14 protein-coding genes and 1 tRNA gene are annotated in these 23230 nt (G+C 58.3%); 9 read left to right on the forward strand and 6 right to left on the reverse strand.

Annotated elements, in window-relative coordinates; genetic code table 11:
- Positions 1–22: 22 nt before the first annotated feature.
- Together ACOBR2_RS03940 and ACOBR2_RS03945 are read right to left on the reverse strand one after the other, a co-directional pair.
- A complete protein-coding gene (locus tag ACOBR2_RS03940) occupies positions 23–1561 on the reverse strand; it encodes a hypothetical protein (RefSeq protein WP_420238760.1) in 1539 nt (512 codons plus the stop codon).
- A 467-nt stretch (positions 1562–2028) separates the two neighbouring features.
- Positions 2029–4041 (reverse strand): glycoside hydrolase family 88 protein, encoded by a 2013-nt coding sequence (locus tag ACOBR2_RS03945; protein ID WP_420238761.1) that lies wholly within the window; start codon positions 4039–4041, stop codon positions 2029–2031.
- Positions 4042–4367: 326 nt separating this feature from the next.
- Between ACOBR2_RS03945 and htpG the strand changes: the two genes are divergently transcribed.
- The gene (gene htpG / locus ACOBR2_RS03950; protein WP_420238762.1) at positions 4368–6233 is read left to right on the forward strand and encodes a molecular chaperone HtpG; all 1866 of its coding nucleotides are present in this window, start codon (positions 4368–4370) and stop codon (positions 6231–6233) included.
- Between the two features lie 275 nt (positions 6234–6508).
- Here htpG and ACOBR2_RS03955 read toward each other — a convergent pair.
- The 3 genes from ACOBR2_RS03955 to ACOBR2_RS03965 all read right to left on the reverse strand — a co-directional run bounded on the left by ACOBR2_RS03955 (position 6509) and on the right by ACOBR2_RS03965 (position 8538).
- Positions 6509–6595 (reverse strand) — tRNA-Leu (locus ACOBR2_RS03955).
- Between the two features lie 211 nt (positions 6596–6806).
- Positions 6807–7238 carry an OsmC family protein gene (locus ACOBR2_RS03960; protein WP_420238763.1) on the reverse strand — a complete coding sequence of 144 codons (432 nt, stop codon included), beginning with the start codon at positions 7236–7238 and terminating at the stop codon, positions 6807–6809.
- Positions 7239–7446: 208 nt separating this feature from the next.
- Positions 7447–8538 carry an A/G-specific adenine glycosylase gene (locus ACOBR2_RS03965; RefSeq protein WP_420238764.1) on the reverse strand — a complete coding sequence of 364 codons (1092 nt, stop codon included), beginning with the start codon at positions 8536–8538 and terminating at the stop codon, positions 7447–7449.
- A gap of 343 nt (positions 8539–8881) precedes the next feature.
- Here ACOBR2_RS03965 and ACOBR2_RS03970 point away from each other — a divergent pair, with 343 nt between their 5' ends.
- The 8 genes from ACOBR2_RS03970 (at position 8882) to ACOBR2_RS04005 (ending at position 22421) form a co-directional block, all read left to right on the forward strand.
- A complete protein-coding gene (locus ACOBR2_RS03970) occupies positions 8882–9742 on the forward strand; it encodes a hypothetical protein (RefSeq protein ID WP_420238765.1) in 861 nt (286 codons plus the stop codon).
- Between the two features lie 403 nt (positions 9743–10145).
- Positions 10146–11522: an alginate export family protein gene (locus ACOBR2_RS03975; RefSeq protein WP_420238766.1), complete on the forward strand. Its 1377-nt coding sequence runs from the start codon at positions 10146–10148 to the stop codon at positions 11520–11522.
- Between the two features lie 178 nt (positions 11523–11700).
- The gene (locus ACOBR2_RS03980) at positions 11701–12492 is read left to right on the forward strand and encodes a VOC family protein (protein WP_420238767.1); all 792 of its coding nucleotides are present in this window, start codon (positions 11701–11703) and stop codon (positions 12490–12492) included.
- Positions 12493–13248: 756 nt separating this feature from the next.
- Positions 13249–15147: a 30S ribosomal protein S1 gene (locus ACOBR2_RS03985; protein WP_420238768.1), complete on the forward strand. Its 1899-nt coding sequence runs from the start codon at positions 13249–13251 to the stop codon at positions 15145–15147.
- Between the two features lie 503 nt (positions 15148–15650).
- On the forward strand, positions 15651–18389 hold the full coding sequence (gene alaS, locus ACOBR2_RS03990) for an alanine--tRNA ligase (protein ID WP_420238769.1): 2739 nt from the start codon (positions 15651–15653) through the stop codon (positions 18387–18389).
- Between the two features lie 192 nt (positions 18390–18581).
- Positions 18582–20792: a S9 family peptidase gene (locus tag ACOBR2_RS03995; RefSeq protein WP_420238770.1), complete on the forward strand. Its 2211-nt coding sequence runs from the start codon at positions 18582–18584 to the stop codon at positions 20790–20792.
- Positions 20793–20931: 139 nt separating this feature from the next.
- On the forward strand, positions 20932–21483 hold the full coding sequence (locus ACOBR2_RS04000; protein ID WP_420238771.1) for a regulatory protein RecX: 552 nt from the start codon (positions 20932–20934) through the stop codon (positions 21481–21483).
- Positions 21480–22421 (forward strand): hypothetical protein, encoded by a 942-nt coding sequence (locus ACOBR2_RS04005; RefSeq protein WP_420238772.1) that lies wholly within the window; start codon positions 21480–21482, stop codon positions 22419–22421. The genes ACOBR2_RS04000 and ACOBR2_RS04005 overlap by 4 nt, the downstream gene beginning before the upstream one ends.
- 83 nt (positions 22422–22504) lie before the next feature.
- Here ACOBR2_RS04005 and ACOBR2_RS04010 read toward each other — a convergent pair whose 3' ends face one another.
- A complete protein-coding gene (locus tag ACOBR2_RS04010) occupies positions 22505–23224 on the reverse strand; it encodes an SDR family oxidoreductase (protein ID WP_420238773.1) in 720 nt (239 codons plus the stop codon).
- Between the last annotated feature and the right edge of the window lie 6 nt (positions 23225–23230).

The raw sequence follows: 23230 nt of genomic DNA on the forward strand, positions 1-23230 counted from the left end.
GCCTTTGGTTTGGGAGTAAAAATCAGCCACGCAGAGTCAGGCGCAGTGCGGAGGCATGCGGCACTTTGATCTGTGCCCGGCCCCCCTGCACACGGATGGCTTTGCCTGCAGCCAGTTGTGCCGTGCGGCTGTCGAGAGCTGCTGCGGTCAGAGTTTCCACGCTGGCCATGCCGTGTTTGCCTGCGCCAAAGTTTACGGTCAGCTCCACGTCTTTTTCCAGGTCCTTGTTGAGGACGATCAGAGTCGTGCTGCCGTCGGCCAGTTTGGCTGCGTAGGCCGTGGCATTCACACCTGCCGCCTGCAGCGCCGCTGTCAGATCGGCCTTGAGCAGCGTGCCGCCGTTCAGCCTTGCCGCAAACTGCAGGCCGTAGCCCACAGGCTGCAGTTCGTAATGCCCGTTGAAGGTTCCAATGGGCGTGTAGAAAGGATGTGGATGGCTCTGCACCTGCTCTTCCATCAGGCCCTGTTCCCGCAGCATGACGTCACCGGGGAAGACGCCGCCCACCGAGTCAGCCGTTGACCTGCCGGTTCCGCCATGCAGATTGATGCCGGAATAGTTGTTCGTGGCCAGATACAGCGCATAGTCGGCGGACCAGAGCGCGGCGGCAAAAACATCGCTCACGCCGGGCTTGCCGCCGCGATAGCAACTGTTGCCCTCGGTCATGCGTACACGCACGCCCATTTTGTTTGCGGCGGCCGTGGCAGTGTCGGCCATCTGCTGCACCCGGACCATCGTCTCCGGCTTCAGCAGGTTGGGTATGTTCACCGCCGGATTGGTGGCCGGGCCGTTGAAGTAGTAGTGATGGCTGAGGGTGGTAATGTGCGGCGGATTTTCAACCGTGGCCCACTTGGCCGCCACGCCGGTCAGCCAGTTCACATTGCTGGCCACGTCGGGCAGGCCGAAGCGCGCATCGGGCACGCGGGCCACAATGGCGCGGGCGAGCGTGAGCCACTCCTCCAGATACGTTTCCGTCGACCACGTTTTGGGATCGCGCAGGTGGCGGTCGAAAAGATCCACCTCATTGCCCAGCTGGAAGTATTGCAGGTTGTGGCCGAGCGTTTTGGCCACGTAGGCAGCTTCGTCGGCGGCACGGTCGGGTGTGTTGGTGCCCATGCCGATGCCGTAGAGGCAGCTCCAGCCCGTGGCCTGCAGAAATCCGGCCAGATTATCGACGGCCTCTGCACGAACGGCGTAATAGCGGGCCTTGGGTTCGCCTTCTACTTCACGCGTGGGCGGATGCGCGGGTTCGGGCGTGTTGGCTGTAGGCATCCAGCAGGCAAACTCGCTGGTGTTGCCGCCCAGCCGCAGCACGCCTTTGCTGGAAAGCTTTTTGAAGGCCTCCACCAGTCCGGTGTTTTCGGTGGAAAAGAACTTGGGGTCAACCAGTTGCTGAATTTCATAGGAAAGGCCGAGGAAGTCCTCGGGAACGTGCGGTCCCAGGGTTTCGGCAGGCAGTGTGAGGGTGGCGGGCACAGCGGAACTTTCCAGGGCATGAAGGCGCAAAGTTACGGCGGAAGACGCGGCCGTAGCAAGAAAATGACGGCGACTCAGTGTGAACATTGGAGAGGTTTTTCCTTCCTCAATTTGAGTTGCGATCCAGTATAGGCGTGCAAGTGCACAGTGCAAAAGAAGACGCTGCTCCGGGTGGAACAGCGTCAGGCAGATGACGAAAGTGTGTTTTGAAAGGGCACGGCTTCAGCTGTGCCAAAATGAGCGTAAAAGTGGACCGGCTTCACAGGCTGCGGAAAAACGGTTGAATCCTTGCGGGGGGCAGGAGAGAAACGTCCCTCAGGGGCTAAAGCCCTGTTGATTTTATTGCGTTTATTTGGCACGGCTGAAGCCGTGCCCTTTCAAAACCGAGCCCCAAGAGAGTTTTTCCGCAGCCTGTTTAGCCGCTGAGGGACGTTTTCTGCCTATAGCCTAAAAACATCCCTCAGGGCCTGAAGGCCAGAGCCCTTGGGCTTTTGTTTGTCACGGCTGAAGCCGGGACAAACAAAACAGATTCAAGCCTGGGTTGCTCAGCACATTTACGGTATGTAGGCGGAGATGGTCTTGCCCTTGGCCGAGAAATCATCGGCCAGCGGATCGTCCTTGAGCGCCTTCAGTCCGCTCACCACGGCTGCGGCGTTCAGCGTTGCGCCGGCGGCTGTGGTATGGGTGTGCGGGTCGCCGAACATGGCTTCGACGGCGTTCTGCCCCATCTGATCGTAGACGCGGCCCACCATCTCATTCAGATCGATGAAGCCCACATGGTCGCGTTCGGCAATCGTCTGCGTCCAGCCACGATAGGTGCTTGTCTGCCGCTCAATGTGGCCATCCTTCCAGTTTTTGCGCGGCACCAGGGAGCACAGAATCACGGTTGCGCCCTTGGCCTGCCCCTCTTTTACGTACTCATCCAGATAGCGGCCAAAGGTGTAGACGGTTTCGTTCACGTGGCGCACGGGATTGTAGATATCTTTCGACTCGTCGCTCACGCCATTGATGCTGCCACGGGCGCGGTCGTGGTCGTCCAGGGGCCCCGTATCGTTGTGGCCGAACTGCACCAGAATTACATCGCCCGGCTTCACCAGCTTGAGCGTCTCGGTCCAGTGGCCTTCCGTGATGTAGGTGCGGGAGCTGCGTCCGCCAATGGCGCGGTTCACTACGTTCACCTTCTTGGTGTCGAAGAACTGGGCCAGCTCATCGCCCCAGCCCATCTGGTTGTTCTTGCCGTCGCCGCTGCCGTTGCGCATCGTGGAGTCGCCCACCAGCAGAATGTTCTTCAGCTTGGGATGCTCAGGCGAGGGTAGATGCTTTTTGGCGTATTCGGCGGCGTCCACGTTGGCCACAATGTCGGCCGAAAGGTGCGGTGTAACCATGGTGTGCAACTCGGCCGCTGCCAGCAGAAATCCGCCTACGCCGTAGTTGAAGCTGGAGGAGGGCAGATAATACGCAGGCTCCGCGCCGGTCTGCTGAATGCCGCCCAGGCGGCCATCGGCGTAGATGTGTTCGCTGACCATGGCATGCCAGGCGCGTTCAATCACCGGCCGGTAGGTGGCCGCATCCAGATAGCCCTTGTTCACGCCGTAGGCCATGCCAAAGACGATCAGCGCCGAGCCGGAAACCTCGGGGGCGGGAAAGTGCTCGGCGTCTAGCAGACTCGCGTGCCACAGGCCGTCCTTGTCCTGCAGTGTGGCCAGCCGCGCGGCCAGCTCGCGCAGGTTCTGCAAATAGAAGGCGCGGTGCGGATCGTCCTGGGGCAGGGAATCGATCGTACGCGCCAGACCGCCCATCACCCAGCCCTCGCCCCGCGACCAGAAGATCTTTTTGCCGTTCGGCCCCAGCTTGCCAAAGTAGCTCTGGTCACGGGCGTACAGGTGCTCGTCCTTGTCCCACAGAACGGCATAGGTACGTGCCCACTGTGTGTTCAGGTAGTCCACGTATTTGGGTTCGCCGGTAGCCTCATACATGCGGACCCACACCGGCGGCGCCATGAACAGGGAGTCGCACCACCACCACGGGATGCGATCATCACCCGGCCGCAGCGTGGGCAGGCCGATTACCGAATCAAGCGCCGTACGGGTCTGGTCGAGCAGTTCCTTGTTCTGCTTGTGGCCCTCCAGATACAGCTCCAAATAGGCCTGGGCAATGCTCTGGTCGTCGGCGTTGGGCAGCTTGTTGCGGAAGCCGTAATGAAAGCCCGCGGCCATTTTGGCCATGGCGTCGCGGTACTTGGGGTTGCCGGTCTGATCGGAAGCAGCCATGAAGCCGGCATACATCACGCTGGAGGTCCAGATCTGATCCCAGTAAGGCTCGCTGCGCTGGAGCTGCCAGTCGGCCACCTTGCGGGTCACCTTGTCGATGGCCTCGGGGGTGAGCGCGGGCGAAAGATCGCTGGCCAGTGGACTGGCTTCGGCCGGCGCATCGCCAAAGTGGCGGCTGGTGTCCTTGTCGATGATGGCCTGCATCTCCGGCGTGGGTTTGGGCAACTGCTGGGCGGTGCTGGCCATGGCTGCGGCCAGTATCCATGCGCTGCAGCAAAGAACGGCGTTCTTCATCATGCTCTCCTCGGGGCCATGGAGGGATATCGGACCCGGACTATTTAAAATTGAAAACATTTTACGTGTTGAATGTTGCCCTGCGCCATCGTTCTTTGCCTTGCGGGCATTCTGCCTGCGTGAGGCAAGCAATGGGGCGAGTGCGGCTGGCCTGGGCGGATTGGGCCGGGCTGGGGTGGGCTGGTGCCATGGTTGAATGTTATTGACTAAGATTTAGTGTTTAATATCTGCGCCTGGTTTGCTAAGATTTAACGTGCGTGGATGGGTTTGCGCTGATTTTGCATAGCGTGAGCGCAAATACCAGGAAATCCGAGGCAGGATAAGGAAACATGGCGAAACAAGAATTTCAGACCGAAGTCAGTCAACTGCTGCAACTGATCATTCATAGCCTTTACTCGCATCCCGAAATCTTTCTGAGGGAGTTGGTCTCGAACTCTTCCGATGCGCTCGACAAGTTGCGTCATCTGACCCTGACCGACGATGCCTTTAAGTCATTGGCCTTTGAGCCGCGTATCGACCTGACGCTCAATGCGGAGCAGAAGACGCTGACGATTGCCGATAACGGCATCGGCATGAATGAAGCGGATCTGATCAGCCATCTGGGCACGATTGCCCGCTCGGGAACCAAGAATTTTCTCTCCCAGCTTTCCGGCGATGCGCGCAAGGATTCCAATCTGATTGGCCAGTTTGGCGTAGGCTTCTACTCCGCCTATATGGTGGCCGACAAGGTGGAAGTTGTCAGCCGCAAGGCTGGCGAAGAGAAGGCGTGGCGCTGGACGAGCGACGGCAAGACCGGTTATGAGATTGAACCGGCGGAGCGCGATGCGGTGGGAACCACCGTACTGCTGTACTTCAATGAAGAAGGCGAGCCGTACGCGAATGGCAATCGTCTGCAGGAGATCGTGCGACGCTACTCCAACCACATCGCTTTTCCGATCTATTTGACCTACGACAAGAGCGAGTGGAATGCAGAAGAAAAGAAGAACGAAGAGAAGCGCGTCACCGAGCAGGTGAATAGCGCCAGCGCTCTTTGGCGTCGCTCCAAAAGTGAGTTGAAGGACGAGGATTACAAGGATCTGTATAAGTCGATCAGCGGCGATTGGGAGGACCCACTTTTCTGGTTCCACACCAAGGCCGAGGGCACGTTTGAATACACGACGCTCTTCTATATTCCCAGTCAGGCGCCTTTTGATCTGTTTCACTCCGACTACAAAAGCGGCGTAAAGCTCTACGTGAAGCGCGTCTTCATCATGGATGATGCCAAAGAGCTTTTGCCGCAGTATCTGCGCTTTGTTCGCGGCATTATCGACAGTGAGGATCTGCCGCTGAATGTGAGCCGCGAGATTCTGCAGCAGAATCGCGTATTGCAGGCGATCCGCACGGCCAGCGTGAAGAAGATCCTGAGCGAGTTGAAGCAGGTTTCCGAAAGCCGTCCCGAGGATTACCAGAAATTTATTGCGAACTTCAATCGCCCGCTGAAGGAAGGTCTGTACAGCGACTATGCCAACCGTGAAGTGCTGCTCGATCTGATTCGGGTGAAGTCCACCAAGGTGGAGGGGCTAACCAGCCTGGCCGAGGTGAAGAGCCGCATGCAGGAAGGGCAGAAGGCGATCTACTTCCTCTCTGGCGGCACTGAGACTCTGCTGCGCACCTCGCCCCTGCTGGAGATTTACAAGAAGAAGGATATCGAGGTACTGATTCTCGATGACGACATCGACGAGATCGTCTTTGGCGGCATCGAAAAGTATGGCGATATCGAGCTGAAGTCGGTCAACAAGGCTGCGACCAGTGAAGACCTCAAGGATGCGGTCAGCGAAGACAAGAGCAAGGAACTGCAACCGTTGCTGGAGCGCCTGAAGCAGACGCTCGGTGAGCGGGTGAAGGATGTGCGTGCATCGGTGCGCCTGGCCGATAGCCCATCCTGCATCGTCAGCGATGAGGAAGAGCCCTCCATGCGGATGCAGCAGATGCTGCGCGCCATGGGGCAGAAAGACCTGCCTGCGGCCAAGCCGACGCTGGAGATCAATCCCGATCACGAGATTGTGCAGAAGCTGTTAAAGCGCAACGACGATGGCATTACGGAAGATGCTGCCTGGCTGCTTCTGGAACAGGCTTTGCTTCTGGAAGGCATTCCGCTGGCTGATCCTGCCACATTTGTGCGCCGCCTGAATCACGTTCTGAGCATTTCTCTGTAAGCAAGCTCCAAAAACCGCCATGCGCTTTACCGCGCATGGCGGTTTTTTGCATTGCAGCGAGATTTATAGCAACGTGAGATCTGCTTAGCAGCGGAGCCGCATCGTCGGAGTTGGAAATTTTCAGCAGAGAAATTGCGGAAAGACGCTCACGGATTGCAATTTGCAGAAGAAATCTGTCTTCATGCTTGCAATATCTGAAATGTGGTGAGATTGGATCTGATTGGATCTGTGTGAAGGACTTGAATATTTATTGTGTGTTTCTATTTTTTAAATTTTGGTGCCGAAGAAGGGACTCGAACCCCCACACCCTTGCGAGTACATGGACCTGAACCATGCGCGTCTGCCAATTCCGCCACTTCGGCACTTCTACAGGATTCATGCCTCACGCTTGCGCGCTGCACTCGTCCAGCAACATTTTCAATTCTCTGGGAAGACGGGAGGAATGTCAAATCGCTTCCGTGGAAAACTTACACAAATTCAATGAATACAATGATTTTAGTGGCTTGTCGCCGAATTTTCCTGCAGGCTGCGGCTGGGGGATTTCCCTGCCGCAAGCCTGAAGAAAAACATTTTTTAGACCAGCTTGGCGTCCAGCACAATCTCGGTGTTGCCCGCGAAGAGCTTCGAGATCGGGCAGCCGGCCTTGGCGTCGCTGGCAGCCTTGGCGAAAACTTCCTGGGTTGCGCCGGGGACCTTGGCCACGGTGGTGAGCGCAATGCGGGTGATGGCAAAGCCGTCGCCCACCTTGGCCAGCGTTACGGCGGCCGAGGTTTCAATCTTTTCCGGCGTCAGACCCGAGCCGCCCAGAATCGCGCCCAGTGCCATCGAGTAGCAGCCGGCATGCGCGGCGGCAATCAGTTCTTCCGGGTTGGTGCTGGAGTTGTCATCCTCAAAACGGGTGGCGAACGAGTAGTTCGCGTTGCTCAGCACTCCGGTGGCCGTCGAAATTGCGCCTTTGCCTTCCTTCAGTGAACCGGTCCAAACCGCACTTGCCTTGCTAGCCATAGTCTCTCCTTGCGAGATGTTGGGGTGAATGTTGATGAAAAAACTGCCTGCACCCGGCGCGGCTTTTGCTCCACCACGCCCAGTGTTACCGGTTGAATGGATGCGCCTGCAGGCGGAGAAGTTGCGCGAAGTTCAGGTTGTGCCGGTTTTGCACCGCATGGCGGTAAGGCGCGGCAGCAGATGAGAAAAACTGCAGGCAAAGCCGCGCTCAGGCCGGGCTGAGTTGATCGCGTGGCGCCGTCGGCAGCAGACGCGTGCGGGAAAGTACCTTGCGGGCCAGCCCCGTCAGCGGCAGTTGGGTGGCTTCATCCAGCCGCACCCAGCGCCGTTCGCCGTTCTCTACGGCTAGGGTCGGCACATCGTCTTCAAAAACAGTGCGAATCCGCACGTAGTAGTTCACTTGCATAATGGCGTGGCGCAGGGTCAGGCGCAGATCGCTTTCCGGCACATCGGCCGAGCGTAGTGTGGGCAGTTCCCACAGGCCGGGCATGACGGTTTCCGCTGCGGGCCGCTGCTCCAGCAGCACCTCGCGCAGCGCCTTGGCAGCCGACGGCTGGGCGCTGGGGCTGATGCGCACCGAGAGCGCGTAGCTCACCGGGCGGCTGGTCATCTTGGGTCGTTCGGCGGTCTTGTGTTCGCCTTGCGTCTGGCATTGTGGCTGCCAGGGGCATTGTGCGCAACTGGGCGAGCGCGGGGTGCAGATGGTTGCGCCCAGCTCCATCATGGCTTGGTTGAAGTTGTCGGGATGCTTGGGGTCCAGCAGCATATTGGCCAGCGTTTCGATGCGTTTGCGCATGGTGGTACCGCCGGTGCGCGAGGGCGCATCCCAGCCGGCCAGGCGGCAGAGGACGCGCTGCACGTTGCCGTCGATGACCGCAATCGCCTCGCCGTGCGCAATGCTGGCAATGGCTGCGGCCGTATAGTCCCCTATGCCGGGCAGTTGGCGCAGTTCGGCGGCCGTTTTGGGCAGATTGCCCTGGTGAACGTCGGCCACAAACTGGGCGGCCTTGTACAGCATGCGGGCACGGCGGTAGTAGCCCAGGCCACTCCACAGCGCCAGCACGTCGGCTTCTTCAGCCAGCGCCAGTGAGACCAGGGTGGGAAAGCGCGCGACAAAGATTTTGTAGCGATCTGTCACCACCGCCACGCGGGTCTGTTGCAGCATGATTTCGCTGATCCAGATTAGATAGGGGTCGCGGTTTTCGCGCCAGGGAAGCTCGCGCCGGTTGACCTCGTACCAGTGGAGAAGGCGACGGCGCAGTTGGGGGATGGGCAGGTTGGCAGCAAGCAGCGTGGGCACGCATTCAGATTACGGCATTCGAGCAACTTAGGTGTACCGCAATCGGAGAATAGACCCTAAGGGCACGCAGGGGGCCGTTCTCTGATAAAAAGCCACTTGGTAGCCAGCTTTCGGCCTAGGTCCATTCCGAAAACGCCATAAGCCCAAAATGGGTTCTATGGCCGCATCTTGTCTCTCTTAGTGAAGACTCATTCATTGTCCTCCTGCAGACAACTGCTACCATGGCAGAAATCCCGGAATCACTGTTCAGATCAAAATGTAAAAGTAATGTTGATCCGGGGAAGCTTCTGTCTGTTCCTGAGCGCGAACAGCCATGAAGCATCGATCTTTCGGAGGGCTCCTTTTGAAACGAATTACGCTTTGCCTGATGGCGTCTTTACTGGCCGCGCCCCTGCTTGCAGCGCCCTTGTCGGCCGCTGTCCAAACCACTTCGGCTCCTGCTGACCTGCAGAACCCCAGCCTGAGTCCCACTCCGCGTAGCCACGTGGGCGCACCGGCCAAAACGAAAAAGCCGCAGCAGGAGGTCAAGCCGTTTTCGCGCATTGGCCTGAGCGGCGGCGTCTCCGCCATGGGCATCAACATGCAGGCTGCCGTGAATGTGGACCGCTACCTGAACCTGCGTGGTGTGGGCAACTACTTTAACTACAACCTGAACAACCAGAAGATTGACAGCTACACCGTCAACGGCAATTTGCATCTGGCCTCGGGCGGCGCTCTGCTGGACTTTTATCCCTTCCCGCATCACGGCTTCCGTCTGAGCCCCGGTGTGATTTTTCACAACGAGAACCGGGCCAACGGCACCTTTGTGATCAATGGAGGTACGGATCTGACGCTGAACGACACTAAGTATTATTCGTCGGCATCCAATCCGATTACCGGCAGCGGTGGCGTGGTCTTGAATAACAACCAGCCTGAAGCTATGTTCACCACCGGTTGGGGCAATCTGATTTCGCGCAAGGGCGGCCACTGGTCGGTCCCCTTTGAAATGGGCGTGGTCATGATTGGCACTCCCGGCGTCAACGTCAGCCTGACCGGCGGCCAGGCCTGCGATTCCACGGGTGCCAACTGTGTGAATGTGGCCACCGACGCTACCGTGCAGTCGAACCTGCAGAGCCAGATCGCCAAGTACAAAAATGATCTGAACGATCTGAAGTTCTATCCGGTCTTTTCGATCGGCATTGGTTATAACTTCCGCATTCGCTGATTGCGGGTCAGATACAGAAGTACAGAAGTGGCCCGGGCAGAAGGTATTTTGCCCGGGCCACTTTTTGTAGCTCAGGAGATCGGTGTTTTTTTTGGAGATGGCTCTAGCGATTTGGCTTTATCCAAAAAAAGGATTTGCGAAAAAGAAGGAGAAATTTTTCGGGAAAATGACAGAGCGGAATGTCGTTCTTTGAAAGATACTTCCCTAACTTAATTAGTTATCTCTAACTCTTCCCGTATTGCAACTGCATGACACGCTGTGAGGGTTTATTTCTAAATAAACTCTGAATATCTTTACCCCGTTGACGATCTTTGGATACGTGCAGATGTCTTCTCAGAAGTACATCCTTTGGACCGCGCGCCGTTTCTCTTGTGTGCGGATACCCGTTCTACGGAGGTATGCAATGCCTGTTTTTCAATCGATGAGTAATGCCCGTATCGTGGGCCGATTTAGTTTGGGGCTCGTGATGCTGGCCTCATTGTTTGCAGCGACCGTGCACCTGGCGGCACAGCAAGAAATCTATCCTCGCAAAGAGGGTATTGAGCAGTCTTTTAAGGTACAGGGCGTGCCGTCCTGGATGACGCTGAACATGGAATTGCGTGCCCGTACTGAAGAGCAGACCGCGCTTGGCTATGTGTCGGGCAAAGATCGTCTCTATGAACTGGAACGCGTGCGTGGCGGCCTGGAAGTGCGGCCTGCGCCGTGGTTGACCTTTTTTGCGCAGTTTCATGATTTGCATGCGCTTGGTCTGCCGTTGCGCGACACCTCTTCCAATATGCGCGATACCTTCGATCTGCGTCAGGGCTATCTGAACTTCCACTACCAGAAACAGGCGCAATTGTTTGTGGGCAGGCAGGAGCTGAAGTTTGGCGATGAGCGCGTGATCGGTATCAGCGACTGGACTCAGACCAGCCGCACGTTTGATGCCATCGATCTGCGCCTGATCCGAGGAAAGAACCGGGTGGACATGTTTTCCTCATCGGTGGTGACGATTGCTCCCACCAGTCTGGACAAGCATGGAGCGGGTTTGACCTTTCATGGCATCGAGGGCAATCTAACAGGCTTGCATCCCAACACCTCGATTCAGCCTTTCTTCCTGGTGCGCGCTCTGCCGCGGGTAACCAGTCTGCAGAAGATTGTAGGCAGCGAGACCGAGTACACCTTTGGCTCGGCGTGGGAGGTCAAGCTGCCTTTCAACTTTGATACTTCTGGTACTGGCGATTTGCAGCGTGGCAGCTACAGCAACGATTCGATTCACTCGGGTTCTGGCATTGTGCGCGGCGGCTATCGCATTCCTGACGTGCCCTGGAAGTTCCATCTGCAGGGTGAGTACGACTATGCCACCGGCAATCCGCATGTGAATCTGAAGCGCATCAGCACCTTTGACCAACAGTTCCCGAGCAACCACAACGTCTTCGGCCTGGTGGATCTGTTCGGCTTTGAGAACATCAAACAGGAGCGCGGCAATTTGTTTTTTGAGCCGACCAAGACTTGGATGGTGCTCTTCCAGGCGGAGTCGTTGCATGTGGCCAATCGGCACGATAACGTCTACAGTGGTTCAGGGTCGAGCGTGGTGACTGCACCTACCGGAGGCTTACTGCATGATGGCATTGGCACCGGCTTTGATGCTTCCAGCAAGTACATCTGGCATAAGTCCTATGTGGGCAACTTTGGCGTAGGTCACTTCTTCCCTGGGTACGTGATGACCAGCCATACGCATGGGGCTCCGCTGACGCTGGTCTATGCGCAACTCACCTATCGCTTCAAGGTCAGTCAGTAGGAACAGGAAAACCTCATGCCGGCCAGGCGCAGCAAGCGCATGGCCGGCATTCCTGCGCAAGAAGGAGCGAAGCTCTACCGAGGACCCACCTCCCCAGCAAGTGGTCTCCTGTGGGAAGATGGATAGCTTACGGGAACATTGGGTTTGTTCGAGCGCTTGAAAAGGAAGAATGCCTACCATGAAACTTCGCTCTTTTTTGTCCGTCCTGGTTCTTTCCTGTGTTTTCAGTCTTGTGGCCGTGGCGCAGAAGCCGGCCGCCAGCGGCATTGCCCACGTGGCCTATCGCGCCAGCAATGCTGATGCAGAACTGGCCTTCTTTGCCAAACTTGGCTATCAGCCCTCCTTCAGCTTTACCAACAAGGAAGGCAAGGTTACCCAGATCTTCGTCAAGATCAACGACCGCCAGTTCATTGAGGTCTATACCCAGCTTGCGGCTGCCCAGCCGCTCGGCTGGCTGCACGTCTGCTATGAGTCCGATGATCTGGCCGCCTACGCCACCGCGCTGGCCAGCCGCGGATTGCAGCCCGGTCAGGTTCACAAGGCCGGCGCGGGCAATCTGATTACCGCCTTCAACGATCCCGATGGTCGCACCACCGAGTTCACCCAGTACATGCCCGGCTCCAAACACATGCTGGACCAGGGGCAGCATCTGGGCGCAAACCGTATCTCTACGGCCATCGTGGGCGTTGAATTTGCCGCGCCCGATCAGGCAGCGGCCCGCAAGTTCTATGAGCAGATGGGCTTTGCAGTCACGTCCGTAGGGCAGGGGCTGCACATCCAGATCACCGAAAAGCCTTCCCCGTGGATCAGCCTGCAGCCAGCCGGCAGCAAACCCGCGCTCTACCTGCATGTGGACGATCTAAAGCAGGCAGAAGCGAAGGCCAAGGTGGCTGGCTTGACGATTGAGGAGCAGAAGAAGAGCTTCTCCACCACCGACCCCGACGACAACCTGTTCATTTTCGAGGAGTAGCGGACCACCTGCGGTGGGGCCATAGCATTTTCGGAATTGCTGTAGACCGAAAGCTGGGCGCTAAGTGCCTTTTTCCTCAAGAAAAATGCACCTTGCAAGCCCTTAAAAAGGGCTACGTGTATTCCGAAAATGCTCTAGCTGCTTCGCGTGGCACAGCAGGGCTAATGGGAAAGGCTTGCTTCGTCCCTGACGGGACTCATTCCCCACGCTGAAGCGTGGGGCTAACCTAGTTCACAACCGTTGCCTCCAGCTGGATTTTGGCTGGGTCCGGGCACCTGATTTTCAACTTTTCAAGTTGTTACAGAAGGCTTCAGGTCTGCCGGAGGTCTTTTCCGTGGCAAGGAAAAACTGACAGCTGCTTCACGCTGCCTCATTCCACGTGCAAAACGGCCTTATTTGTGGGCTAATGGGAAAAAAATTGCTGGAATGTGGGATTAGAGCCCTTTCACGGTCAACTTTCATTGACGCTCCAAAGCCAGCGTTGCTACACTTTAGATGTAGCTTCCTGCGCGGATTCCAGCAGCGAGTTGCGGCCGCCGCCTTGGCGCCGTCGCCTGCCCGGTAATTTCCTAGGAGACTCAAGCCCCTGTACAGTCGGTCTTCGGACCGAAGGGCGAGTCTTCGCGAGAGAACCGCAGAGTTCCGGCTCCAATTGTATGTGGTCGCCAGGCCTCCTTGGCCTGTGCTCGATTGCGTGGAGCCATCCCAGTAACGGTTCAAGCCGTTGCGGGAGCCAGGAGTCCGGAGTACTCCGTAATGTCTGACGTCCTCAATCCCGAAACCGAGAGCACAACCCTGAACACCGAATTGGAAATTTCTACGCCTGAAATTGCGACGGAACTCCAGCAGCCGTCGTCCGAATCCACGTCCACCCCTGAAACCGCTGCCATCGCAGCGACCACGGACGCCGATACCACCACTGAACCCGAAATTGAAGAAGCAGCCGATGGCATGGCTGATCACTTTGATAACGTCGATTTCTCGGCCGCCCTCGAAGCCTTCGAGCGTGAGCAGGCCGCGGAAGCCGCCGCTGTTGAAGCCTATGGCGACAAGGTTGTTGCCGGCACGGTGATCAAGCAGACTGAAAAGCATCTGGTTGTGGATGTGGGCTTGAAGAGCGAGGGCCTTGTGCCGCTCGAGCAGGTCCAGGATCACACCGGCGCGGTGAAGTTCGTCGCCGGCGATGTGATCGATGTGGTGATTGAGCGTGAGGAGCCCGAGGGCGGCTACCTGGTCAGCTACGAAAAGGCCCAGCGCCTGCGGGTGTGGGATTCGATCGAAAAGGCTGCTGCTGATAAGACTGCCGTCATTGGCACCGTCGTCAGCCGCGTTAAGGGTGGTTTGACGGTTGACATCGGCATGAAGGCCTTCCTTCCTGGTTCGCAGCTGGAGATTCGTCCGGTCCGCAACCTGGATGGCTACCTCGGCCAGCAGCTTGAAGTTCGCGTGATCAAGCTGAACAAGAAGCGTGGCAATGTCGTCGTCAGCCGCAAGGAGATCCTCGAGGAAGAGCAGACGGTTCGCCGTTCCACGACTCTTGAGCATCTGGGCGAAGACGCCGTGCTGACTGGCACCGTCAAGAACCTCACCGATTACGGTGCGTTCGTTGATCTGGGCGGCATTGATGGCCTGCTCCACATCACCGATATGAGCTGGGGCCGCCTGACCCATCCCCGCGATCTGGTCAACGTCGGCGATGAGATCCAGGTCAAGGTTCTCAAGTTCGACAAGGATAAGCAGCGCGTATCGCTTGGCTTCAAGCAGCTCACGCCTGATCCTTGGCTGGACGCTTCTGAGCGTTACCCGGTTGGCGCACACGTCAAGGGCCGCGTTCTGTCGGTGACCGACTACGGTGCGTTCGTTGAGCTGGAGCAGGGCATTGAAGGTCTGGTTCACCTTTCCGAGATGACTTGGTCCAAGCGCCTGAAGCATCCCTCCAAGATGGTCAAGCCCGGCGACGAAGTGGAGACTGTGGTTCTGAACGTGAACCCGGCCGACCGCCGCATCTCGCTCGGCATGAAGCAGCTGATGGAGAATCCGTGGGAGAACCTGAGCGAGCGCTACCCGGCCGGTACCCTGGTCGAAGGTCGCGTCCGCAACCTGACCGACTTCGGCGCCTTCGTCGAAATCGAGGACGGTATCGACGGTTTGGTCCACGTTTCGAACCTCAGCTGGACCAAGCGCGTCAAGCATCCTTCTGAAGTTGTGAAGAAGGGTGAAAAGGTTAAGGCTGTTGTTCTGGGTGTTGAGCCGCAGAACCGCCGCCTCTCGCTCGGCATCAAGCAGCTGCAGCCCGACGTCTGGGAAAGCTTCTTTGCCGCGCACCGCGTGGGCGATGTTGTCCACGGCAAGGTGCTGCGCACCGCCCAGTTTGGTGCCTTCGTCGAAATCGCCGAGGGTGTCGAGGGTCTCTGCCACATCAGCGAAGCTGGTGAAGGTGAAGAAGGCGCAAGCAAGCTCGAAGTCGGTCTTGAGCACGAGTTCAAGATCATCAAGATCAACGTCGAAGAGAAGAAGGTGGGCCTCAGCCTGCGTGCAGTTGGCCAGGAAGCCAGCCGCGCTCAGGTGGAGAGCTACAAGGCAGACCACAAGCACCAGGTCTCCAGCTCCACCACGACTCTCGGCGATCTCATCAACTGGAAGAGCGAGCGGTAAATCGCTGCTTGACTTCAAAAACAGAACGGCCGCCCTTCGGGGTGGCTGTTCTGCTTTTGGATGCAGCTTTTCAGCTTTCAGTTCATTCTGCAGATCGAAGCAGCATAGAGTTTGGTACAAGACAGTAAAAATTCCGCGCCGTAGGCGCAATGCAGGTTAGCCCCACGTTTCAACGTGGGGGTACGCGGCAGCAGCGACGAACAAAGTCCCGTAGGGACGGCGCAAAAACTCGATCAAGAATCCAGGCCAAGTCACGCGAAGCAATTAGCCCTACCGCAGGTGGCACGCGAAGCAATTAGCCCCACCGCAGGTGGCCCGTAGGGAGGGTGCAAAAGCAGCTTTCAGCGGACCGAGGCTGTACCATCTTTTGGCAAGTCCAGGAAAATCTGCAAGCAGGACCTTCCCTTACTTCGCCACAAAAGAGCGGAAAGCTGACGGTTGAGAGTCGAAAGCTGTTTCTCCCCTCCCAATCTCATGGCCTGCCCAATTACACTGTTAAGGCCATGCAATATCGCTCTGGAAACGACATTCGCGAGACCTTCCTGCGGTTTTTTGAGTCGAAGGGCCACCGTCGGGTTCACTCCTCGTCCCTGGTGCCAGCCAACGACCCCACCCTGCTCTTCTCCAACGCTGGTATGAACCAGTTCAAGGACGTCTTTTTGGGCGCCGAGAAGCGGGATTACAAGCGGGCCACGACCTCGCAGAAGTGCGTTCGCGCCGGCGGCAAGCACAACGATTTGGAAAACGTCGGCTTTACGCGACGTCACCACACCTTCTTTGAAATGCTGGGCAACTTCAGCTTCGGCGACTATTTCAAGTCCGAAGTGATTCCCTTTGCCTGGGAGCTGATCACCAGCGAAGAGTGGCTGGCCATCCCCAAAGACAAGCTCTACGTGACCATCTTTGAAGGTGCTGACGGCGTGCCCCGCGACACTGAGGCCGAAGAGTTCTGGATCAAGGCAGGCGTTCCCAAGGAGCGCATCTTTGAGCTAGGCCTGAAGGACAACTTCTGGCAGATGGGCGAAACTGGCCCCTGCGGTCCCTGCTCTGAGATCTTCTACGACATGGGCGTTGAGGTGGGCGACGAGCCCGGCGTTGACAAGCCCTTCGGCCAGGACGACGCCCGCTACGTCGAAATCTGGAATCTGGTCTTCATGCAGTTCGACCGCGCGGCTGTGACCGTGGACGACAAGACCACCTACACCCTGACTCCGCTGCCCAAGCCCTGTGTGGATACCGGCATGGGTCTGGAACGTGTGGCCGCCGTGCTGCAGGGCAAGATTTCCAATTTTGAGACCGACCTGTTCACGCCGCTGATTGCCCGCGCTGCAGAACTGACCGGATTGAGCGAGTCAGCGAGTCAGCAAGTTGGCAAGTCAGCTGAAGAGCAGGAAAAAGAATTGGCAGAGCTGCTGAAAAACGCCAGCCTGCGCATCATCAGCGATCACGCCCGTGCGGCTACCTTCCTGATCAACGATGGCGTGCTGCCCTCGAATGAAGGTCGCGGCTACGTGCTGCGCAAGATTCTGCGTCGTGGCATCCGCCATGGCCGCCTGCTCGGGCAGGAAAAGCCCTTCCTCTACCAGATGGTCTACGCCGTACGCGATCTGATGTTGGGCGCATATCCTGAGCTGGCCGATTCGGCTGATCGCGTGGCCAAGGTCATTGAAGCGGAAGAAAAGCAGTTCGACCGCGTGCTCAAGGTTGGTCTGGTCCGCCTGGATGAAGAGCTCAAGGGCAACTTCACCGGCGAAAAGGCCTTCCATCTGTACGAGACTTTCGGCCTGCCGCTGGACTTTATGGTGGACGCCGCCCGCGACGCTGGTGTGAAGTTTGATGAGGCCGGTTTTGAAGCCGCTCGCACCGAAGAACAGGCCCGCGCCCGCGCCAGCTGGAAGGGCGGCAGCCAGAAGACAGCCAGCCCCGTCTTCCGCGATCTGGCTAAAACCACCTTCCTGGGCTACCGGCAGCTCCATGCCGCAGGCGAAGTGATTGCCCTCGTCAAGGACGGGGTGAGCATTCCTGCCACGGTTCCAGGTGATGTGGTTGACGTTGTTCTCAGCCACACCAGCTTCTACGGCGATTCTGGCGGCCAGGCTGGCGACACTGGTGTTTTCCTCACGTCCGATGGAAATGCTACCGTTGCCGAAATCACCGGTTGCGTGCTGCCCGTGCAGGGCGTGCGCGTACACAAGGCCGTGGTCAAGCATGCGCTGAAGGTAGGCGATGCCGTCCAGACCATCGTGGAAGCCGAACGCCGCGACGCCATCAAGCGCAACCACACCGGCACGCACATTCTGCAGGCCGCGCTGCGTCAGGTGTTGGGCGCGCACATAAAGCAGGCCGGTTCGGCGGTGAATTCCGACCGTCTGCGCTTCGACTTCTCGCACTTTGCCCAGGTGGCCGACGAGGAACTTACCGAGATTGAAACCCTCGTCAATCGCGAGATCATGGGCGATGCGCTGGTTGAGGTCTTCGAAGACATTCCCATCGATCAGGCCGTCAACGAGTTCCACGCCATGGCTCTCTTCGGTGAAAAGTACGGCGACAAGGTGCGCATCATCAAGCTGAGCAACGGCTTCTCTACCGAGCTCTGTGGTGGAACGCACGCGGGCTCAACCGGTGAGATCGGCCTCTTCAAGATTCTGAGCGAAAGCTCGGTCAGCTCAGGCGTACGCCGCATTGAAGCCATCACCGGCTTTGGTTCGCTGGCCGCCTTCCGTGAGAATCACGCACTGGCACAGTTCACCGCCCAGCTCGTGCCTTCCGGCGGCAATCTTTTGGAGCAGTTCAAGGGCCGTGTGGCGGCACAGGAAGACGAACTGAAAAAGCTGCGCCGCGAACTGGAAGAACTGCGCATGAGGTCCGCTGCGGGTACTTTGGACGAGGCGGTCGAAAAGGCCGTTGAGGTCAAGGGCATCAAGCTGGTGACGCTGCGGGCCGATCAGCTGGAACGCGGTGCGTTGCGTACGCTGGTGGACAACCTGAAGGGAAAGATTGGCGAGGGCGTGGTGCTGATCGCTTCCGCACAACCCGATGAAAAGGTCGCCCTGATTGCCGGTGTGACTCCGGGCCTGACCAAGCGCATCCAGGCAGGTAAGCTGGTGGGCGCGGTGGCCAAGCTGCTGGGTGGTTCGGGCGGCGGCAAGCCCGAGATCGCCGAAGCTGGCGGCAAGGATCAGGCGCAGATCGACGCGGCGCTGAAGGCTGTGGCAGAAATTGCTTCCGGGCTGATCGTGTAGCGAAAGACAGCTATCAGCTTTCAGCGTATTTTGCACATCGAGGCTGTATCGGCTTTTACTCAGGCCGGTACAGCCTTTTTTCTTGCATGAAAGCCGCTGGAAGCTGGAAGCTAGCAGCTAGAGACTGCTTTTCGGTATACACTCTGTAGTCGAGTAGCCTCACACCCATGCGGCGCTCGTTTCAGGACCCCCATGCGCAAACTTCTGTTACTCTCTGCACTCTTCGCCTCTGCCCTCACCCTTGCCACGGCCCAAAACACCCTGCAAAAGCGGCCCATGACCTTTGCAGACATGATGGCCATGAAGCGACTGGGCGAAACCGCCGTTAGCCCCGATGGCAAGTGGCTGGCCTACTCTGTCACCACCGTCCATCTTGACCAAAACAAGAAGGACACCGAGTGGTGGATGCAGCCGGTGGCAGGCGGCGCGGCCAAAAAAATCACCGAACTCCGCCCCGGCGATAGCGGCCTGCAGTTTGCCGCCAGTGGCAAGCGGGTGCTCTTCCTCAGCAGCCGCACGGGCTCCAGTCAGGTCTGGCTGGCCGACTTTGATGCGGCTACGGGCGCGGTGGAAAATGCCGATCGCCTGACCCTGATCTCGACTGGCGCAGACAATGCCGAGTGGTCGCCCGACCTGCAGTCCATCGTCTTCACCTCGGCTGTCTACCCCGACTGCAAGGCCATCACGCCCGAAGACTCAACCGGTGACAAATGCAACAGCGACCGCGATCTGGACGCTGCCACCAGCAAGGTGAAGGCGCAGATTTTCACTCACCTGCTCTATCGCCACTGGGACCACTTCACCGGCGAAAAGCGCTCGCACCTTTTCGTGGCAGCGCTCGGAAACAGCGCGGTGCGTGATCTGACCCCCAACGATCCGCGCGATGTTCCTCCCTTTGCGCTGGGCGGCGGCAGCAGCTTTGCCTTTTCACCTGACTCGAAGGAGCTGGCCTTCACGGAAAATCTGGACGAAGAACCGGCCATCAGCACCAGCGCCAGCATTTTTACGCTGGATCTGACGAACCCCGGGGCCAAGCCGGTAAAGATCAGCACTTCGAAGGGCGGAAACTTCAATCCGGCGTATTCGCCCGACGGCAAGTACATTGCATGGCGCTCGCAGGAGCGGCCCGGATATGAGAGCGACAAGTTCCGGCTGATGGTTTACGACAGAGCGAAAGGCAGCGGGTCAGCAAGTCAGCAAGCCAGCGAGTCGGCGGTGCGGGATCTGCTGCCCAAGTTTGAAAACTGGGTGGATGAGTTTGCGTGGGCGTTTTCCTCGAAGAGCATCTATTTCATCAGCGGCAATCATGGCGAGGCCGGCATTTATATTACCGGTCTGAATGCGGGAGAGCCTGCGCGAATCTCTGCGAAAGGTGAATTCAGCGACCTGCATCCTTTGCCCGCGAGTCCGGATCCACGCATCGTGGCCGGTTTCCCTGGACCGATCCTCGCCACCCGCATGACGGTCGATCAGCCCTCCGAGGCTATTCTGCTTCAGCAAAGCGATGTGATCGAAGAGGCTGTGAACGAGCAGGGATTTAAAACATTTCGAGCCACTCTCGCTCCGCTGACTCACCTCAACGACGATCTTCTAACCCAGCTCGATCTGCCCAAGATGCAGGACTACTGGTTCACGGCCAAGGACGGCACCAAGCTGCAGGGCTTTGTGATTCCGCCGCCCGCCTTTGATCCCACCAAGAAGTATCCGGTAAAGTTCCTCATCCACGGCGGACCGCAGGGTGCATGGGGCGATGCGTGGAGCTACCGCTGGAATGCCGAACTCTTTGCCGCCAACAGCTACGTGGTGGTGATGGTGAATCCGCGCGGCTCAACCGGCTACGGGCAGAAGGTAGTGGACGGCGTCAACGGCGACTGGGGCGGCAAGCCCTTCACCGATCTGATGACCGGCCTGGACGAAGCGGAGAAGAAATTTCCCTTCATCGACAAGACGCGCGAGTGCGCACTTGGTGCCAGCTACGGCGGCTTCATGGCCAACTGGATCCTAGGCCACAGCGACCGCTTCAAGTGCATTGTGAGTCACGACGGCATGTTCAACCCCGAGTCGGCCTACGGATCGACCGAAGAGATGTGGTTCAACGAGTGGGAATTCAAGGGCCATCCGTGGGACTACTACGGCAAACCTGTGGATGAAAACCCGTTCGAGAAGTGGTCGCCCATGCGCTCGGCCAAAAACTTCAAGACGCCCACCCTGGTCATTCACAGCCAGCTGGATTACCGCTTGGACGTGAGCGAGGGCTATCAGCTCTTCGACACGCTGCAACGGCTCAAAGTGCCCTCCAAGATGCTCTACTTCCCCGATGAGAGCCATTGGGTGCTCAAGCCGCAGAACTCTCAGCTCTGGTACAGGACGGTGAACGACTGGGTGGACGAGTGGACGAAATAAAGCAGCCTCTAGCTGCTAGCCTCCAGCTTTTTTGTCGGAACAACAGCCTGCCTGCCCTTGCACAAAGAGCAGGCAGGCAAACTTTTGCACTTGCACCCACAAGCTGGAAGCTGGAAGCTAGAAGCTAGGAGCTGTACTTTTGCCCTTCAATACCCAATCCCGCAAGCCCAAGGCCCCACTCGACGCAGCTGGCCTCTTCGACTATGCCGTAAAGGCGCTAGGCCGACGCATGCGCACCGAGGCTGAGCTACGGCGGCAGATGGCCACCCGCGTTGAGCCGGACGCGACAGGCGAGCATCTGGTCACTGCCGTTCTCGCACGCCTTAAGGAATACGGCTACCTGAACGATGCTTCTTTTGCTGAAACCTACGCCCGTCTACGGCAGGAAAACGAACGCTTCGGCCAGCGGCGGGTCCGGCAGGATCTGCAGCGCAAGGGTGTGCATGCTGATTTGGTGGACGAAACGATCGAAGCCCGCTACGGCCAGACCGACGAGGTACAACTGGCCCGCCAGCATCTGGAGCGCAAGCGCATCAAGCAACCCACCAACGATAAAGAGACAGCACGGGTGATGCGGCGGCTGATTGGGGCAGGCTTCTCCACCACCACCATCTACAAGGTGCTGCGCCAGTGGGATGTGCCCGACGAGACGCTCGCCGCGCTCGAAAGTGTGGATTTGGACGCGGAGTGAAGATTCCTACGCGCACCATCGCCATCGACTGGTCGGGCAGCCAAGCGGAAACAGCGCAGCGGACGCACATCGTTGTGGCGGAAGTGGACGCCGAAAGCATCCGCCTGACCCGCGGCCGCATCCGCGCTGAAGTCTTCGCATGGCTCACCACGGAGCTTCTGCAAGAAGAGAAAAACGTCGTGGTCGGGCTCGACTTCTCCTTCTCGTTTCCGGCGGATTTCTTCCGGCGCAACAAGCTCAAGAGCATCGAAGAACTTTGGCAGCTGGTGGCCGAGAAGGGTGAAAGCTGGCTTGCCAACTGCCCCGCGCCCTTCTGGGGCAAGCCGGGCAAAAAGCGGCCAGTGCCCTTTCCCGGCGAGCAACTGCGGCTGTGCGAAAAATCGATCAACGTGGCTGGAATCCAGCCAAAGTCGATCTACCAGATCGGCGGCGCAGGCTCAGCCGGAACCGGATCGCTGCGGGGAATGCCCCTGCTGGCCGGTTTGCGCCGGGCAGGCTTAGCCATCTGGCCCTTTGACGCACTGCAGCTACCGCTGGTGGTGGAAATGTACCCCCGCCTGCTGACTGGTCCTGTGGCCAAAAGCAACGCCAATGCCCGCCGCAGCTATCTTGCGGCAATGAACCTGAACAGCCTGCCTGAACTCTCGCCCGCAACCAGAAAAACCGCCGAGGAAAGCGAAGATGCCTTCGACGCACTGGTTTCAGCGCTGGCAATGTACCGACGGCGAGCAGAATTTACCCACCTTACAACTGCCAGCGACCCGGTAGCGCGGCTGGAGGGAGACGTGGCCTTCCGCAAAAAACAGCTATCAGCTCTCAGCTTTTTGGGGGCGCATTGGAACGGCATTGACTTTGATACGCTAGAGCCAAAATCTACGCCTAGACGCAGCACAGCCTTCCCTACGTCGAAACGCAGGGAAGGCTGTGCGGTGCGATAAAAGGGTCCAGGGACGCATAAAACCCGCCCCATGTCCTATGTCCTTGCTGTGCCACGCGAAGCAGTTAGCTCCACTGCAGGTGGCTAGCGGTTCATCCAGCCGCCATCGACTACAAGAATGTGGCCGCTGACGTAGTTGCTTGCCTCCGAGGCCAAAAAGACGGCAGCACCGCCCAGATCGGAAGGCTGGCCCCAGCGACCTGCCGGAATGCGCTCCAGAATCTGGCGACTGCGCTCTTCATTCTTCTGCAACGCTTCGGTATTGTCGGTGGCGTAGTAGCCGGGCGCAATGGCATTCACGCTCACGCCCTTCGCCGTCCACTCGTTGGCCAAAGCCTTGGTGAGTTGCGCGACTCCGCCTTTGGCTGCCGCGTAGCCGGGCACCGTGATTCCACCCTGGAAGCTGAGCAGCGAGGCAATATTGATGATTTTGCCCGAACCACGCTCCAGCATGTGACGGCCAGCCAGCTGCGATAGACGAAAAACACTGTTCAGATTCACGTCAATCACCGCAGCCCAGTCTTCTTCACTGTGCTCGGCAGCGGGCGCGCGGCGAATGATTCCGGCGTTGTTCACCAAAATGTCCAACGAGCCCAGCTGTGCAATGGTCTGCTCGATCAGATATTTGTCAGCCGCAGGATCGGCCACATCACCCGTCAGTTCAATGTGACGCACACCGGTGGCGGCAACTGCATTGACGCTTTCCGCAGGAACCGAACGCGAACCATGCAGCGCGATGTTGGCTCCAGCCTCGGCAAGAGCCAGTGCAATGCCCGCGCCAATGCCGCGTGAAGAGCCGGTCACCAACGC

Source organism: Telmatobacter bradus, assembly GCF_048629425.1.
In the GTDB taxonomy this organism is placed as follows: Bacteria; Acidobacteriota; Terriglobia; order Terriglobales; family Acidobacteriaceae; genus Telmatobacter; species Telmatobacter bradus.

Coding starts and splice junctions, on each gene's coding strand:
- ACOBR2_RS03940 (WP_420238760.1), bottom strand. CDS start 1,561: ATGTTCACACTGAGTCGCCGTCATTTTCTTGCTACGGCCGCGTCTTCC.
- ACOBR2_RS03945 (WP_420238761.1), bottom strand. CDS start 4,041: ATGATGAAGAACGCCGTTCTTTGCTGCAGCGCATGGATACTGGCCGCA.
- htpG (WP_420238762.1), top strand. CDS start 4,368: ATGGCGAAACAAGAATTTCAGACCGAAGTCAGTCAACTGCTGCAACTG.
- ACOBR2_RS03960 (WP_420238763.1), bottom strand. CDS start 7,238: ATGGCTAGCAAGGCAAGTGCGGTTTGGACCGGTTCACTGAAGGAAGGC.
- ACOBR2_RS03975 (WP_420238766.1), top strand. CDS start 10,146: ATGCCTGTTTTTCAATCGATGAGTAATGCCCGTATCGTGGGCCGATTT.
- ACOBR2_RS03980 (WP_420238767.1), top strand. CDS start 11,701: ATGAAACTTCGCTCTTTTTTGTCCGTCCTGGTTCTTTCCTGTGTTTTC.
- ACOBR2_RS03985 (WP_420238768.1), top strand. CDS start 13,249: ATGTCTGACGTCCTCAATCCCGAAACCGAGAGCACAACCCTGAACACC.
- alaS (WP_420238769.1), top strand. CDS start 15,651: ATGCAATATCGCTCTGGAAACGACATTCGCGAGACCTTCCTGCGGTTT.
- ACOBR2_RS03995 (WP_420238770.1), top strand. CDS start 18,582: ATGCGCAAACTTCTGTTACTCTCTGCACTCTTCGCCTCTGCCCTCACC.